Origin of the sequence: Saccharopolyspora antimicrobica (assembly GCF_003635025.1) — a bacterium.
Classification (GTDB): Bacteria; Actinomycetota; Actinomycetes; order Mycobacteriales; family Pseudonocardiaceae; genus Saccharopolyspora; species Saccharopolyspora antimicrobica.
On the sequence record NZ_RBXX01000002.1, the window covers coordinates 7,318,979 to 7,333,477 of the forward strand.

Consider the following 14,499-nt stretch of genomic DNA (forward strand, 5'->3'; position numbering starts at 1 on the left):
AGAACTATAGCCCGAACCGCCGTGGTGGTTATATGGTCGACCATCGACCATCGTCATCGTCCAGAGGAGGAACACGGGTGAAGATCCGCGAGATCCGCGCCGCCGGCCTGCGGGGCGCCACGCCGGAGGGCGGGTGGAGCGTCGAGCTCCGGCCGGACGACGTGGTGCACACCCTGGTGGCGGTGCACTCCGACACCGGACTCGTCGGCGTTGGCAGCGCTTTCACCAGCGAGAACCTGGTGCGCGCCGCCCTCGACGTGCTCGCGCCCCTGTGCCTGGGGGACAGCGCGCTGGAACCGGAGCGGGTTTCCGAGCACCTGCACCAGCACACCTTCTGGCTCGGGCGCGGCGGCGCGCTCACGCACACCATCAGCGCGATCGACATCGCGCTGTGGGACCTGCTCGGCCAGGCCACCGGGCAGCCGGTCGGCCGGCTCCTGGGCGGGCGCCACCGGGAGCGGGTGCTCCCCTACGCCTCGGTGCTGATGGACGAGCCCGCACGGCTCGCCGGGAACCTCACCGAGCTCACCGACCAGGGCTTCCGGGCCTTCAAGATCGGCTGGGGGCCGTTCGGGCGGGTGAGCGCGGGCCTGGACGAGGAGATCGTGCGCGCCGCGCGGGACGCCGTCGGGCCCGACGCGCTGCTGGCCGTTGACGCGGGCGGCAGCGACGGCTACTGGCGCGGTGACCTCAAGTGGGCGCTGCGCACCGCCGAGATGCTCCAGGCGCACCAGGTCGCGTGGTTCGAGGAGCCGCTGTGCCCCGACGCCGTCGAGGACTTCGCCGCGCTGCGCAGCCGGACGCTCGTGCCGATCTCCGGTGGTGAGGTGCTGACGCGGCGGCAGGCGTTCCGGCCGTACCTGGAGCAGCGCGCGTTCGACATCGTCCAGCCCGACACCACCAAGGTCGGCGGGCTCAGCGAGAGCCGCCGGATCGGCTGGCTGGCGCAGGAGCACGGTGTCCGGCTGATCCCGCACGGCTGGAACACCGCGGTCGGCCTGCTCGCCGACCTGCACCTGGCCTCGGCGCTGCCCGGCACCGATCTCGTGGAGTACAAGACCGGTTCGCCCTACATCGACGGCATCACCGAGCAGCCGTTCCGCCTCGATTCCGACGGCATGCTGGCGATCCCGGCAGACCCCGGTCTGGGTCTCCAGCTCGATCCCGAGCGACTCGCGCGGTTCGCCGACGCCGAGGAGCTGCTCCGGCCATGACCGCGCGCGAGCAGTGGGACTCCGATGCGGACGACGCCGGCGCGCTGTGGTGGCGCTGGGCCGTGATCTACCAGATCTACCCGCGCAGCTTCGCCGACAGCGACTCCGACGGCGTCGGCGACCTGCGCGGCATCATCGGCAAGCTCGACTACCTGGCGGACACGCTGGGCGTCGACGCGATCTGGTGCGGCCCGCTCTACCGCTCCCCGCAGGTCGACTTCGGCTACGACATCAGCGATCACACCGACATCGATCCGGTCTTCGGCACCCTGGAGGACTTCGACGCCCTGATCGCCGCAGCGCACCAGCGCGGCCTGAAGGTGATCGTCGACTTCGTGCCGAACCACACCTCCGCCGAGCACCCGTGGTTCGCCGAATCCCGATCGAGCCGCACCGCCGCGAAGCGGGACTGGTACGTCTGGGCGGATTCGGCACCCGGCGGCGGCCCGCCGAGCAACTGGACCAGCGAGCAGGGCGGCTCCACGTGGGAGTTCGACGAGACCACCGGCCAGTGGTACCTGCACTCGTTCAACAGGGCGCAGCCGGACGTGAACTGGCGCTGCCCGCAGCTGCGCAAGGCGATGCTCGGCGTGCTGCGCTTCTGGCTGGACCGCGGGGTGGACGGCTTCCGGATCGACGCGCTGCACATGATCGCCAAGGATCCCGGCCTCACCGACAACCCGGTCAGGGAGAACGCCGAGCCGAACCCGACCGACCGGCAGCATCCGGACTTCGACTCCCAGTGGCACGTGCACGACCGGATGCACCCGGACCTGCACGACCACATCCGCGAGATCCGCGCGCTGCTCGCCGAGCACAGCGCCCGGACCGGGCAGGAGCGGATCGCGATCGGCGAGATCGAGGCCATGCCGTGGGAGTCGTGGGTCAGCTTCCTCGGCGACGGCGGGACGCACTTCAACTTCAACTTCAACTTCGTCGAAACGCCCTGGGAGCCCGCGGCGCTGCGCGCCGGTGTCGAGGAGCAGGAAGCGGCGCTGCCGGCCGGCGCCTGGCCGAACTACGTGCTGTCCAACCACGACCGGCCGCGGCTGGCGACCCGCAACGGCTCGCGGAGCGTGCGGATCGCGGCGATGCTGCTGCTGACCCTGCGCGGCACCCCGACGCTGTACTACGGCGACGAGCTCGGCCTGGCCGACCTGCCGATCCCCGAGGAGAAGTGGCTGGATCCGCTGGGCCGGGACCAGGCCCGGGCCACGATGCCGTGGACCTCCCGGGGCAACGGCGGCTTCGACTCCGGGCCGGCCGACGCCGCACCGTGGCTGCCGGTGAGCGACGAGTACCTGCGGCTCAGCGTGCAGAGCCAGCTCACCGAGCCGGACTCGGTGCTCAACCTCTACCGGCGGTTGCTCGCCCTGCGCCGGAGCGAACCCGCGCTGCGGCACGGCGCTTTCCGCGCGCTCGACCTCCGCGCCGAGCAGTGCATGGGCTACCTGCGGAGCACCCGGAGGCAGGAGTTGGCCGTGCTGCTGAACTTCGGTGACGCCGACACCACGGTCGGACTACCCGGTCGCGGTCGCGTGCTGCTGTCCGCCGACGTTCCTTCGGCGGTGGCCGAGCACGCGCTGCGGCAGCGATTCCTCGTGCGCGGCCACAGCGGCTTGCTCGTCGAGCTCGACGATGTCGTTCCTAGGCAGCGCGACGCGTAGTCGTCAGCGGGCCGAGCCGGTGGTGCTCAGCGAGAGGCGCAACACCCTCTCGGACGCCGGCTCCGGCCGGAGCTGATTGGATGTCCGCTGTGGACATCCTTCTGCTTCATTCAGTGTTCGGGCTGCGGCCCGCGGTGCACGCCGCCGCCGACCGGCTGCGCGAGGCCGGTCACGAGGTGCACGTCCCCGACCTGTTCGACGGGCGCACCGCGGAGACCGTCGAGGACGGCATGCGCATCAGCGAGGAGATCGGCCGCGACGAGCTGCTGCGCCGGGCGGTGCAGGTCGCCGCTCCGCTCAGCGCGCGGGGGCTGGTCTACGCCGGGTTCTCGCTGGGCGCGGCGCTGGCGCAGAACCTCGCGCTGGCCGACGAGAAGGCCCGCGGCCTGCTGCTCCTGCACGGCACCTCCGACATCGCGGAGAACGCGGCGGTCGACGACCTCCAGGTGCAGCTGCACGTGGCCGACCCCGACCCGTTCGAGTCGGAGGACTGGCTGAACTCCTGGTACCTGCAGATGCAGCGGGCCGGGGCCGAGGTGGAGGTCTTCCGCTACCCCGGTGCCGGGCACCTCTACACCGATCCCAGCCTGCCCGACCACGACGCCGACGCCGCCCGCAAGACATGGAACATCGCGGTGGACTTCCTCGACTCGCTGTGAGCCACCGGACCCGGGTGCGGCTCGTCGCACCCGGGCATCGGCGAGGCTGAACCGCATCAGGACGACCACACCGGTCGACCACCGATCGTCCACATAGGACTCACGTCCGGTCGCCGTCCCGCGCGGATCGCCGGGCGATGCGGACGAACGCCCGGGAAGCGGCGCTCTGGTAAGCCCTCTCGCGGCGCAGCAGGCAGGCCGTGCGGGTCGGCAGGCCGGGATCCAGCGAGATCGGGTGCAGCTCGGGGTGCTCCCGCGTGATGGCGTCGGGCAGCACGGTGACCAGGTCGGTGCGCCGGATCATCTCGATCAGCGCGGTGACCGAGTTCGCCTCCACCGCGACCTGCACCCGCGCCCGGTGCTCGGCGAAGTAGGCATCGATGTGGCCCCGGGTGGCGAAGTCCGCGCTGAGCAGCGCCAACGGCTGCTCAGCGACCTCCGCCACCGGCAGCGGGCGACGGCGGCGGGCCAGCGGGTGGCGCCGTCCGACGACGAGGCTGAGCGACTCGGTCAGCAGCGCGGCGCTGTCGATGCCCGGCAGGTGGCCGCCGCGGAACGCCACGCCCAGGTCGAGCTCGTCGGCGAGCAGGGCTGCTTCGATCCGGTCCTGCGTCATCTCCCGCACGTCCAGGCTGATCCCGGGATGCGCGGCCCGGAACTCACCGGTCAGCGGCCCGACCAGGTAAGCGGTGAAGGTCGGTGTCACCGCCAGCCGCAGGTGCCCCCGGCTCAGGTCCTGCACGTCGAGCACAGCGCGCTCCCCCGCCGCGAGATCGCGCAGCACCTCGCGCGCGTGGTGCAGGTAGGTCGCGCCCGCGTCGGTCAGCCGCACCGAGCGGCCGGTCCGGTCGAGCAGCTGCACGCCCAGGGCCTTCTCCAGCTGCTTGACCTGCTGCGACAGCGTCGGCTGGGAGATGTGCAGCTCCTCGGCGGCGCGGGTGAAGTTCGCGTGCTCGGCGACGGCCAGCAGGTAGCGGAGGTGGCGCAGTTCAACGGTCACGCCACCAACCATAGATGACATCAATCGTCTCGATGGCGACTGCGTATTGGACGCTATACCTCCAGTTCAGGCATGGTCGTGGTGTCGGTCCACCAGCTACCAGAAGGAGGGACCATGCAGCACCTCGCGGACGGCATCCGCCGGTTCCAGCAGGGCGTCTTCCCCGCCAAGGCCGAGCTCTTCGCCCGGCTCGCCACCGAGCACCGGCCGCGCACGCTGTTCATCGGCTGCTCCGACGCCCGCGTGGTCCCCGAGCTGATCACCCAGCAGGATCCCGGCGAGCTGTTCGTCGTCCGCACCGCGGGCAACCTCGTGCCCGCGCACTCCGGCGGGGCCGACGGTGTCGCCGCGAGCATCGAGTACGCCATCGACGCGCTGGAGGTTTCCGACGTCGTCGTCTGCGGGCATTCCTCCTGCGGCGCGATGACCGCCCTCGCCGAGCGCCGGGATCTCTCCGCGCTGCCGACCACCGCCGGGTGGTTGCGCCACGCGGATGCCTCGCTGGCGCGAGCCGCAGCCGCGGGCGGGAACCACCAGGTCGACGTGCTCGTGCGGCACAACGTGCTCGCACAACTGGCGAACCTGGCGACCCATCCCTGCGTCGCCCGCGCCGTCGCGAGCGGCCGGATCGCGCTGCACGGTTGGGTCTTCGACATCGCCACCGGCGTCGTGACCGAAGTCGGACACGACCTCACGACCCCCGTCACGGCCGCCTGAGGGCCGCGGCGGATCTCCGATCGAAAGGAAGCGAAGATGACGCACGCCCAGTTCGACCCCGCCGCCCGCCAGCAGCTCGCGATCGCCGCTGTCGAGGCCAAGACCCGCAAGGACCTGACGTGGCGGCAGATCGCCGACACCGCCGGGTACTCCGAGGCGTTCGTGACCGCCGCGCTGCTGGGCCAGCACGCGCTGCCCGCTCCCGCCGCCGAGGCCGTCGCCGAGCTGCTGGGACTCGGTGCGGACGCGGCGCTGCTGCTGCAGACGATCCCGACCCGCGGTTCCATCCCGGGCGGCGTCCCGACCGACCCGACCATCTACCGGTTCTACGAGATGCTCCAGGTCTACGGCACGACGCTCAAGGCGCTGGTGCACGAGAAGTTCGGCGACGGCATCATCAGCGCGATCAACTTCCGGCTGGACGTGCAGAAGGTCGCCGATCCCGAGGGCGGCGAGCGCGCCGTGATCACCCTGGACGGCAAGTACCTGCCCACCAAGCCCTTCTGATCGCCCACCGGCGGGTTCTGAGCGCTTTCCAGGCGAGGACGGCCCCTCCGTGCATCCGGTCGTGCACCAGGAGGGGCCCCCGCACCGGGGAGCACTCAGGCCCCGCCGAGCGAACACCGACAAGCCCTGAGATTCCGGAGAAGACGTGGACCCCATCCAGCGCACCATCGACCTGGCCCGGCGCAACGTCGCCGAGGGCGGCCGCCCGTTCGCGACCGTGATCGTCAAGGACGGCGAAGTCCTGGCCGAGAGCCCCAACCAGGTGGCGCAGACCGGCGATCCCACCGCGCACGCGGAGATCCTGGCCATCCGGGAGGCGTGCCTGAAGGCCGGCAGCGAGCACCTCACCGGCACCACCATCTACGTGCTCGCCCACCCGTGCCCGATGTGCCTGGGCTCGCTGTACTACTGCAGCCCGGACGAGGTCGTGTTCCTGACCACGCGCGAGGCCTACGAGCCGCACTACGTGGACGACCGCAAGTACTTCGAGCTCGACACCTTCTACGCGGAGTTCGCCAAGGACTGGCGCGACCGGCGGTTGCCGATGCGCCACGAGCACCGCGACGACGCCGTCGAGGTCTACCGCGACTGGCAGCGGCGCAACGGCGGTGAGCGCCGCGTCGCAGGCGCCCCGACCGCCTGACCCCGGCAGGGCCACCCGTGTGATTCCCTGGCACTCCGGTGCCGTCCGCGCAGCCACCGGTTCCCCGCCACCGGTGGCTGCGCCCCCTGCCGAGGAGAGGACTCCCCATGCCCGACCGACGACTCCTGCGCGCGGCCACCACCGGCGACCTCGGCGAGGTCCGCGCCGCGCTGGCGGCAGGCGCCGATGCCGGAGCCCGCGACTCACACCAGCGCACCCCGCTGCTGCTGGCCGTGCTCAGCGACCACGTCGACGTCGCCCGCGAGCTCGTCGCGGCCGGTGCCGACCCGAACGCCCAGGACGACCGCCGGGACAGCGCCTTCCTGGCCACCGGGGTGACCGGCAGCGTCGAGATGCTCCGGGTGCTGCTGCCCGCAGACCCCGACTTCACCGTGACCAACCGGTTCGGCGGCACCGCGCTCATCCCCGCCTGCGAGCGCGGCCACGTCGACTACGTCCGGGAAGCGGTGCGCACCGGGATCGACGTCGACCACGTCAACGACCTCGGCTGGACCGGGCTGCTGGAAGCCGTCATCCTCGGCGACGGCACCCGGTCCTACCAGCAGATCGTGCAGATCCTGCTGGACGCCGGAGCCGACCCGTCGCTCCCCGACCGCGACGGTGTGACGGCGCTCCGCCACGCCGAGAACGGCGGCCAGGCGGAGATCGCCGATCTGCTCCGCGGCGCCGCCTGATCCCGGACCGTCAGTCGTCGTAGGGATCGTCGTTGCCCGCCGAGCCGTAGTCGGTGGCCTGGGACGGGTCGACGAGGGCGAAGCGCGCGCCCAGCGGGTCGCGCAGGACCGCGACGCGGCCGAGGCTGGAGTCGTACGGGTCCACGCGCACCCGGCCGTGGTGGGCGACCGCCGTGCGCACCATCTCGTCGGTGCCCACCTCCTCGTCCACGCCGAGGTAGACCAGCCAGTGCGCGTGGGCGCCCGGGCTGAGGTGGTCGCGGATCATGCAGACGCGGGCGAGCACCGAATCCCCGCCCAGGTACCAGACCTCGTAGTCGGAGAGGTGGTCGGTGCCGAACTGCTCGCCGGTGTAGCCGAACAGGCCGCCGTAGAAGTGGTCGGCCGCCTGCGCCTTGATGGTGACCAGCTCCGCCCACACCAGGGTGCCCGGCAGGCCGACGTCGAACTGCCACGTCGCGTCGGGCTCCAGCAGGCCGAACTCGTCGTCGGCCGGGGTGGCCAGCACGAGCTTGACGCCCAGCCCCGGAACGCGGCTGCGCGGCACGATGATCCGCCCGCCCAGCTTGCCCGCCGCGGCCGCGGTCGCCGCGCTATCGGGAGTGGCCAGGAACAACCGCCACCGCGTCCGGCCGTCCGCGGACTCGCGGATGCTGGCCACCGGGAACCCGTCCCGGTGCGCGATCACGTGCCTGCCCTCCCGCGGATCGTCGTGCTCCTGGAACTCCCAGCCGAACAGCGCACCGTAGAACCCGCGGGCCACGGGGATGTCGGTGGTCACCAGCTCGATCCAGCAGGGCGTCCCGGCGGGGATGCTCAAGCGAGCCCTCTCGACGGACATGTCCGGCCCCCAGCCATCCGGTCAAGATCACGTGTCGGGCTCCATTATGCGCCCGGGGTCCGACGACGCACTCCGCCGAAGGGGATCACGATCGGATCAAACACCCGGACAGAGCACCACTTCCGGAGCAATCGGGGACGAACCCGCCGAACCGGTCGGCCATCCTCGCGCCCCGCCCCTGAATGTCTACAGTGGAGGAAATCGACGACCTGGCAAGGCTTCCGCTCAGCAGCGGGACCGTGAGCGCTTTGGGGTGCTGGAGCGCCCCAAAGCGCTCACGAGAACCTGGACGGCCGAGCGTTGCGTCAGGCGGATTCCACGAGCTGACCGGCGCGCACGACGTGGAGCGGGGCCAGCAGGACCGAGAGGTCCTGGTGCGGGTCGCCGGAGAGCACCACCGCGTCGCCGCTGAAGCCCGGAGCCAGGCGGCCCGCTTCGCGCTCCACGCCCAGCAGGCTCGCCGCGGAGGTCGTCGCGGTGCGGATCGCGTCCAGCGCCGGGAGGCCCGCTTCGTGCATCAGCTGCACCTCGCGGCCGATCGGGTCGACCTCACCGCCGGAGGAGTCGGTTCCGGCCGCCAGCGGCACTCCCAGCTCGTGGGCCGCGCGCACGGCGCCCTTCAGGATCGGCAGGTAGGTGCGGCCGCGCTCGGCCAGGACCGGGTCCGAGGACTCGGCGAGGCCCGCCATGGCCGTCAGCGTCGGCGTGAAGAAGGTGTTCCGGCGGCGCATCTCGTGCAGCGTCCGCTCACCGACGTACACGCCGTGCTCCAGCGAGCGGATGCCCGCGGTCACCGCGTCGTGGCAGCCCTGCTCGCTGTAGCTGTGGCAGAGCACGCCCTTGCCGCGCCGGCCTGCCGCGGAGACGACCTCCGAGAGCTGCTCGTAGGAGTAGACCTGGGTCAGCGGGTCCTGCTCGGGCAGCCCGGCGCGTTCGTTGACCCGGGTCTTGATCACGTCGGCACCGCGCGCCAGATTCACCTCGACGACGCGGCGCAGCGCCTCCGGCGAGCGGACGCCCTCGGCCAGCCGCGCCAGCGGCGTGAGGTCGGGGTCGGCGAGGACGGTGTCGCCGAGGTCCGGGGTGACGAAGACGCCCGCCGCCTTCAGCCGCGGTGCGCGTCCGGGCACCTGGCGGGCGAGCTCGCGCACGGCGATGTCCTGGTAGAAGTTCGTCGAGCCGCTGCGGGCGCTGGTGGCGCCCTTGCGGACCGCGTCGCTCGCCTCGTCGACGGTGTTGAAGTGGATGTGCGCGTCGACCAGCCCCGGCAGCACCCAGCGGCCACGCGCGTCCAGGCGGGCCGCTCCCGCGGGCACTTCGATGCCGTCGCGGGCTCCCGCCGCGCGCACGATGCCGTCGCGGATGACGACCACGCCGTCCTCGACGACCGCACCGGTGGCCGGGTCGAGCAAGGTGCCGCCGTCGATGACCAGGTCACCGCCCCTCGGCTCCGGTCGCCGGGCGGCGGCCGCCGTGCCGGGCGCGGACGCCAGCGCGGTGGTGCCCGCCAGGACCGCGGCTGCGGCGAGCACGCCTCGGCGGGTGAGGTGGCCGGCGGGCGGCGGAACGGGGTCAACGCACATCGAGCGCTCCTTGCTGTCCATCGTCGGGGCTTTTCTGTATACCAAATCACGCGCCTCAACCCCACTGCCGAGCGTGATTATCCGGCGGACAGCTTCGGTTGATCGATTTTGGTATACCGCAACAGGAGGCTCTTCCGAACCCGTTCGGCACGCCCCGTCGCACCCGCACCTGGATCGTGGACACCCGGGCCCGCAGCGGTCACCATTCGGACAGGCGGCCGTCGGCGCGAGACCCCGATCGCCCACCTGGAGGCCGCGAGCCGCTGCTCGCAGCGCTCGCACGAAGCCCTTGACGCGCCTGGACAACCGGTCTAGCGTTTTCGAATCATAAACGTATACTTCCGCAATTCGAAATAGAAGTTTCACTTGGTCGCCCCGGCGACTCCCCGCCCAGCGCTGCTGGGCGCCGCGGGACCACCGGTCGCACTCCTCCACCGGAGAAGCCCATGTCCTCATCGAGCAGCACCTCCCCGGCGCGGTACCGCACGCTCGGCGAGGACCAGGGCACAACGCTGAGCGGCACTCCGCACCATCCCCATCCGATGCCCGGCACCAGACAAGGAAGTCGACAGTTGCGCACAGGACACCTGGAGGCCGCCCGATGACCGCCACGGACAACGGCTCCGCCGTGGAGGCTCCCGCCACGACCAGCTCCCGGCTCTACACCTACGACCTGGCGCCCACGAAGAAGGAAGGGCGCCGCTGGGGCGCCTACAACGTCTTCACGCTCTGGGGCAACGACGTGCACAGCCTCGGCAACTACGCCTTCGCGATCGGGCTGTTCGCGCTCGGGTTGAACGTGTGGGGCATCCTGGCCGCCTTCGTGCTGGCCTCGCTGCTGCTGTTCCTGCTGCTGACGCTGTCCGGCTACATGGGGCACAAGACGGGTGTGCCCTTCCCGGTCATGAGCCGGATCGCCTTCGGCACCAAGGGCGCGCAGATCCCGGCGGCCGTCCGCGGCATCGTGGCCATCGCCTGGTTCGGCATCCAGACCTACCTGGCCTCCGAGGTGCTGAGCACCCTGCTGGTGGCGATGTTCCCGTCGATGCAGGCGCTGGAGGAGACCTCCGCGCTCGGGCTCTCGACGCTCGGCTGGATCACCTTCCTGGCGCTGTGGCTGGTCCAGGTGCTCATCGCCAGCTACGGCATGCACGTCATCCGCAAGTACATGGCCGTCGCGGCACCGACCATCCTGATCACGATGACCGCGCTGGCGATCTGGATGTTCGTCCGCGCCGGCGGCGAGATCGCGCTGTCGAACTCGCAGCCGTTCACCGGCGGCGAGATGTGGCTGCAGATCCTGCAGGGCGCCGCGCTGTGGGTGGTCATCTACGGGACGTTCGTGCTGAACTTCTGCGACTTCACCCGCTCGGCCAAGAGCCGCCAGTCGATCATCCGCGGCAACCTGATCGGCATCCCGGTGAACATGCTGTTCTTCGCCGTCATCGTGGTGGTGCTCAGCGGTGCGCAGTTCAAGCTCGACGGCAAGGTGATCACCAGCCCGACCGACATCGTGCAGACCATCCCCAACATGGTGCTGCTGGCCGCAGCCTCGCTCGCGCTGATCGTGCTGACCATCGCGGTGAACCTGCTGGCCAACTTCGTGGCGCCGATCTACGTGCTGGTCAACCTGTTCCCGCGGCACCTGAACTTCCGCAAGGCCGCGCTGGTGAGCGCGGTCATCGGACTGGTCATCCTGCCGTGGAACCTCTACAACGACCCGGTCGTGGTGAACTACTTCCTGGGCGGCCTCGGCGCGCTGCTCGGCCCGCTGTTCGGCGTGATCATGGCCGACTACTGGCTGGTCCGGAAGACCCGGGTGAACGTCCCGGCCCTCTACAGCGAGGACGCGCACTCCGACTACCACTACAGCCGCGGGTACAACCCGAAGGCGATCTGGGCGTTCATCCCGTCCGCGGGGATCGCGGTGGCGGTGGCGCTGGTCCCCGCGTTCAGCGCGGCGGCCGGGTTCTCCTGGTTCATCGGCGCGATCCTCGGCGCCGTCATCTACGCCGCGATCGCCGGCCGCAAGCCCGACGCCTCCGATGTGGACGGTGAGTCGATCGCGGTGGCCGCCGAGTGAGTTCCCGGTCGACGAATTCCCCGAAGAAGGTTGGAAGATGCGCATTCTGGTCGTGAACGTCAACACCACCGCCGCCATCACCGAGGCCATCGGTGAGCAGGCCGCCGGTGCGGCGTCTCCCGGCACCGAGATCGTGGCCCTCACCCCGGCCTTCGGCGCCGAGTCGGTGGAGGGCAACTACGAGAGCTACCTGGCCGCGATCGCGGTGATGGAGACGGTGCGGGCCTACCCGGAGCCGTTCGACGCCATCATCCAGGCCGGCTACGGCGAGCACGGCCGGGAGGGGCTGCAGGAGCTGTTCGACGTCCCGGTCGTGGACATCACCGAAGCCGCCGCGAGCACCGCGCAGTTCCTCGGCCGCACCTACTCGGTGGTGACCAGCCTGGACCGCACGGTCCCGCTGATCGAGGAACGGCTGCACGTCGGCGGGCTCAGCGCGCGCTGCGCGTCCGTGCGGGCCAGCGGCATGGCCGTGCTGGACCTCGAACGCGATCCGGACGCCGCGGTGGAGGCGATCGCCGAGCAGGCGGCGCGCGCCGTCGAGGACGACCGGGCGGAGGTCATCTGCCTGGGCTGCGGCGGCATGTCCGGGCTCGCCGAGCGCGTGGTCGAGCGCACCGGGGTACCCGTCGTGGACGGGGTGACCGCCGCGGTGACCATCGCCGAATCGCTCGTGCGCCTGGGCCTGAGCACCTCGAAGGTCCGCACCTACGCCGCGCCGCGGCCGAAGCGGGTGCTGAACTGGCCGCCGAAGCTGGGCTGAGGACCGGTGGTGGCGGAGCCTGCTCCGCCACCACCGGCACCGCCGGAAATGGTATACCAAAAGTGGTAGGCTGTCCGGCATGGACGAACCGCAGACCATCAGCGAGCAGGACCGATCGCACCTGCGGCGGTGCGTCGACCTCGCCCGCGAAGCGCTGGAGGACGGCGACGAGCCGTTCGGCTCGGTGCTCGTCGACGCGACCGGCTCGGTGCGCTTCGAAGACCGCAACCGGGTCAAGGGCGGCGACGCCACCCGGCACCCCGAGTTCGAGATCGCGCGCTGGGCGGCGGCGAACCTCTCCCCCGCCGAGCGCGGCGAGAGCACCGTCTACACCTCCGGCGAGCACTGCCCGATGTGCAGCGCCGCGCACGCCTGGGTCGGGCTCGGCCGCATCGTCTACGCGACGAGCAGCGAGCAGCTGACCGCCTGGCACCGCGAGTGGGAGCTGCCCGCCGGGCCGGTGGCGGCGCTGCCGGTCAACGCGGTCGCGCCGGAGATCCCGGTCGCCGGACCGGCCCCGGAGCTGGCCGACGAGGTCCGCGGGCTGCACGCCCGCCTGCACGGCATCGGCCGGTAGCCGCACCCCTCGTCAGGACTCCGCCGCGCGCTGGCGCTCGGCGGCCATGCCCTGGCCCGCGGCGAGGTGCTCGGCGATCAGCCGCTCCACCCGCACCACGTCCCGGTCCGCGATCGCCGAGTAGAGACCTTCGTGCTGCTCGGCGATCGCGGTCAGGTCGTCGTGCTGGCCGAGCAGCCAGCGCATCCGCCCGCTCATGACCCGCTCCAGCTCGCTGAGCAGCTCGTTGGCCGCCAGCGAGGTCACCACCTCGTGGAAGTCGGCCGCCGCGCGGCGCGCCCGCACCTCATCGCCCGCGCGCGCCGCGGCCAGCTCGGTGTCCAGGACCTCGCGGAGCCGGGCCAGGCCGTCCTTGGTCCGGCGCTGCGCGGCCAGCTTGAAGGTCAGCGCTTCGAACGCCCCGCGCACCTCGTTGAGATCGGCGACGTCGGAGGCGGTGAACTCGCGGACCACCGCCCAGCTGCGCGGCCGGGGCGTCACCAGCCCCTCGGCCACCAGCGACCGCAGCGCATCGCGCACCGGGAGCCTGCTCACCCCCAGCTCGGCCGCCAGGTCGCGCTCGACGAGCCTGCTGCCCGGAGCCCGGATCCCGCCGAGGATCTCGTCGCGGAGCTGCCGCATCACCCGCTCCGACTCCGGCTCGAAGCTCCCTGCCTGTGTCATGAGTTCAAGTCTCCATCGCGATCTGGACCGCCATCGTATCGGCGGAGCCGCCCCACCGGGGCCCCGCCACCTGATATCCACAGTGGACCGTTCGGTGCCGGGCCGCCGTGGTCGGGCGCGGGATGCGCCCAGCGGCACGAGGAGCGCCCCGAGCGCGGGCGGCTGATCAAGTGTCGTGATCCGGCTGCGGGAGCGGGTCGTCGCCTCCGCCGGGACGTGAACAACCGCCTGCTCGCGACGTGGGAGCGGGCCGAGCGTGCTGGGCCGCCGGTCGGCCGAGCTGGTGTTCGCGCTTGGGCCGCCCGGTGAACACCCTGGTCGGATGCGGATGAACGGGCTGATCACCATGGCATGGCTGGTCGGCTCCGCGAATGATCGTCGCGGAGCCGACCAACGGCGTTCTCAACCAGCGTTTGGGCGGTTCGTCCCGTCGCAGCACCTCCAGGAGCTCGGATGCGTCGCCCAGGAGCGGGGTATGCGCGGGAAGGCCGATGTGCCAAGGTCCGGCGCCCCAGCCGCGCCTAGCTGCGGCTCACCGCCTTCTCCAGCTCGGCCTTGGTCATCTTGGAGCGGCCCTTGACACCCGCCCGGCGGGCGTCTTCGTAGAGCTGCTGCTTGGTGCGCCCGCCCGGGCCCTGGCGCTTGCCCGACCGCAGGCCACCGCGCCGCTGCGGCGAGATGTCCTTGGTGGAGGTCCGGCTGCTCTGCTTGGTCTGGCCCTGCTGGGCCCGGTCCTTGTTGACCGTGCGAGCGGCGATCTCGCTCGCCCGGCCCTCGCTCGAGCCCCGTTCGCGAGTCTGCTCCTTGATGTGCTCGTACTGCCGTTCCTGCTTGGCGTTCCAGCTTCGCTGCGGCATGTCCGTCACTTCCTTCCAACGGGGTTCCGC

General features: G+C 71.4%; 15 protein-coding genes. 10 read left to right on the forward strand and 5 right to left on the reverse strand.

The genetic code is table 11. From position 1 onward, the window contains the following. Positions 1-77 precede the first annotated feature (77 nt). The 3 genes from ATL45_RS34685 to ATL45_RS34695 all read left to right on the forward strand — a co-directional run bounded on the left by ATL45_RS34685 (position 78) and on the right by ATL45_RS34695 (position 3,540). Entirely contained in the window at positions 78-1,214 is a 1,137-nt protein-coding gene (locus ATL45_RS34685) for a mandelate racemase/muconate lactonizing enzyme family protein (protein ID WP_093146949.1), read from the forward strand. Further along, a complete protein-coding gene (locus tag ATL45_RS34690) occupies positions 1,211-2,881 on the forward strand; it encodes an alpha-amylase family glycosyl hydrolase (RefSeq protein ID WP_093146950.1) in 1,671 nt (556 codons plus the stop codon). The genes ATL45_RS34685 and ATL45_RS34690 overlap by 4 nt, the downstream gene beginning before the upstream one ends. Before the next feature lie 80 nt (positions 2,882-2,961). Next, on the forward strand, positions 2,962-3,540 hold the full coding sequence (locus tag ATL45_RS34695) for a dienelactone hydrolase family protein (RefSeq protein WP_281276063.1): 579 nt from the start codon (positions 2,962-2,964) through the stop codon (positions 3,538-3,540). Positions 3,541-3,640: 100 nt separating this feature from the next. Here ATL45_RS34695 and cynR read toward each other — a convergent pair whose 3' ends face one another. Continuing rightward, positions 3,641-4,540 carry a transcriptional regulator CynR gene (cynR, locus tag ATL45_RS34700; protein ID WP_093146952.1) on the reverse strand — a complete coding sequence of 300 codons (900 nt, stop codon included), beginning with the start codon at positions 4,538-4,540 and terminating at the stop codon, positions 3,641-3,643. A gap of 114 nt (positions 4,541-4,654) precedes the next feature. On the opposite strand from cynR, the gene ATL45_RS34705 reads away from it, so the two are divergent. The 4 genes from ATL45_RS34705 to ATL45_RS34720 all read left to right on the forward strand — a co-directional run bounded on the left by ATL45_RS34705 (position 4,655) and on the right by ATL45_RS34720 (position 7,102). After that, entirely contained in the window at positions 4,655-5,257 is a 603-nt protein-coding gene (locus ATL45_RS34705; RefSeq protein WP_093146953.1) for a carbonic anhydrase, read from the forward strand. Between the two features lie 36 nt (positions 5,258-5,293). After that, positions 5,294-5,764: a cyanase gene (gene cynS / locus ATL45_RS34710; protein WP_093146954.1), complete on the forward strand. Its 471-nt coding sequence runs from the start codon at positions 5,294-5,296 to the stop codon at positions 5,762-5,764. A 145-nt stretch (positions 5,765-5,909) separates the two neighbouring features. Beyond that, the gene (locus ATL45_RS34715; RefSeq protein ID WP_093146955.1) at positions 5,910-6,407 is read left to right on the forward strand and encodes a nucleoside deaminase; all 498 of its coding nucleotides are present in this window, start codon (positions 5,910-5,912) and stop codon (positions 6,405-6,407) included. Between the two features lie 107 nt (positions 6,408-6,514). Next, positions 6,515-7,102, forward strand: coding sequence for an ankyrin repeat domain-containing protein (locus tag ATL45_RS34720; protein ID WP_093146956.1), 588 nt, complete (start codon positions 6,515-6,517; stop codon positions 7,100-7,102). 10 nt (positions 7,103-7,112) lie between these two features. Here the strand turns inward: ATL45_RS34720 and ATL45_RS34725 are convergent, their stop codons facing one another. Together ATL45_RS34725 and ATL45_RS34730 are read right to left on the reverse strand one after the other, a co-directional pair. Continuing rightward, positions 7,113-7,943, reverse strand: coding sequence for a VOC family protein (locus ATL45_RS34725; RefSeq protein ID WP_093146957.1), 831 nt, complete (start codon positions 7,941-7,943; stop codon positions 7,113-7,115). Between the two features lie 305 nt (positions 7,944-8,248). Continuing rightward, positions 8,249-9,526: an amidohydrolase family protein gene (locus ATL45_RS34730; RefSeq protein WP_093147752.1), complete on the reverse strand. Its 1,278-nt coding sequence runs from the start codon at positions 9,524-9,526 to the stop codon at positions 8,249-8,251. 601 nt (positions 9,527-10,127) lie between these two features. Between ATL45_RS34730 and ATL45_RS34735 the strand changes: the two genes are divergently transcribed. From ATL45_RS34735 to ATL45_RS34745, 3 genes are all read left to right on the forward strand, one after another. Further along, a complete protein-coding gene (locus ATL45_RS34735; protein ID WP_093146958.1) occupies positions 10,128-11,609 on the forward strand; it encodes an NCS1 family nucleobase:cation symporter-1 in 1,482 nt (493 codons plus the stop codon). A gap of 37 nt (positions 11,610-11,646) precedes the next feature. After that, positions 11,647-12,372 carry an aspartate/glutamate racemase family protein gene (locus ATL45_RS34740; protein ID WP_093146959.1) on the forward strand — a complete coding sequence of 242 codons (726 nt, stop codon included), beginning with the start codon at positions 11,647-11,649 and terminating at the stop codon, positions 12,370-12,372. A 79-nt stretch (positions 12,373-12,451) separates the two neighbouring features. Continuing rightward, positions 12,452-12,949 carry a nucleoside deaminase gene (locus tag ATL45_RS34745; protein ID WP_093146960.1) on the forward strand — a complete coding sequence of 166 codons (498 nt, stop codon included), beginning with the start codon at positions 12,452-12,454 and terminating at the stop codon, positions 12,947-12,949. Positions 12,950-12,961: 12 nt separating this feature from the next. Here the strand turns inward: ATL45_RS34745 and ATL45_RS34750 are convergent, their stop codons facing one another. Continuing rightward, positions 12,962-13,612: a GntR family transcriptional regulator gene (locus tag ATL45_RS34750; RefSeq protein ID WP_093146961.1), complete on the reverse strand. Its 651-nt coding sequence runs from the start codon at positions 13,610-13,612 to the stop codon at positions 12,962-12,964. A gap of 521 nt (positions 13,613-14,133) precedes the next feature. Further along, a complete protein-coding gene (locus ATL45_RS34755; protein WP_093146962.1) occupies positions 14,134-14,469 on the reverse strand; it encodes a plasmid stabilization protein in 336 nt (111 codons plus the stop codon). Positions 14,470-14,499 lie beyond the last annotated feature (30 nt).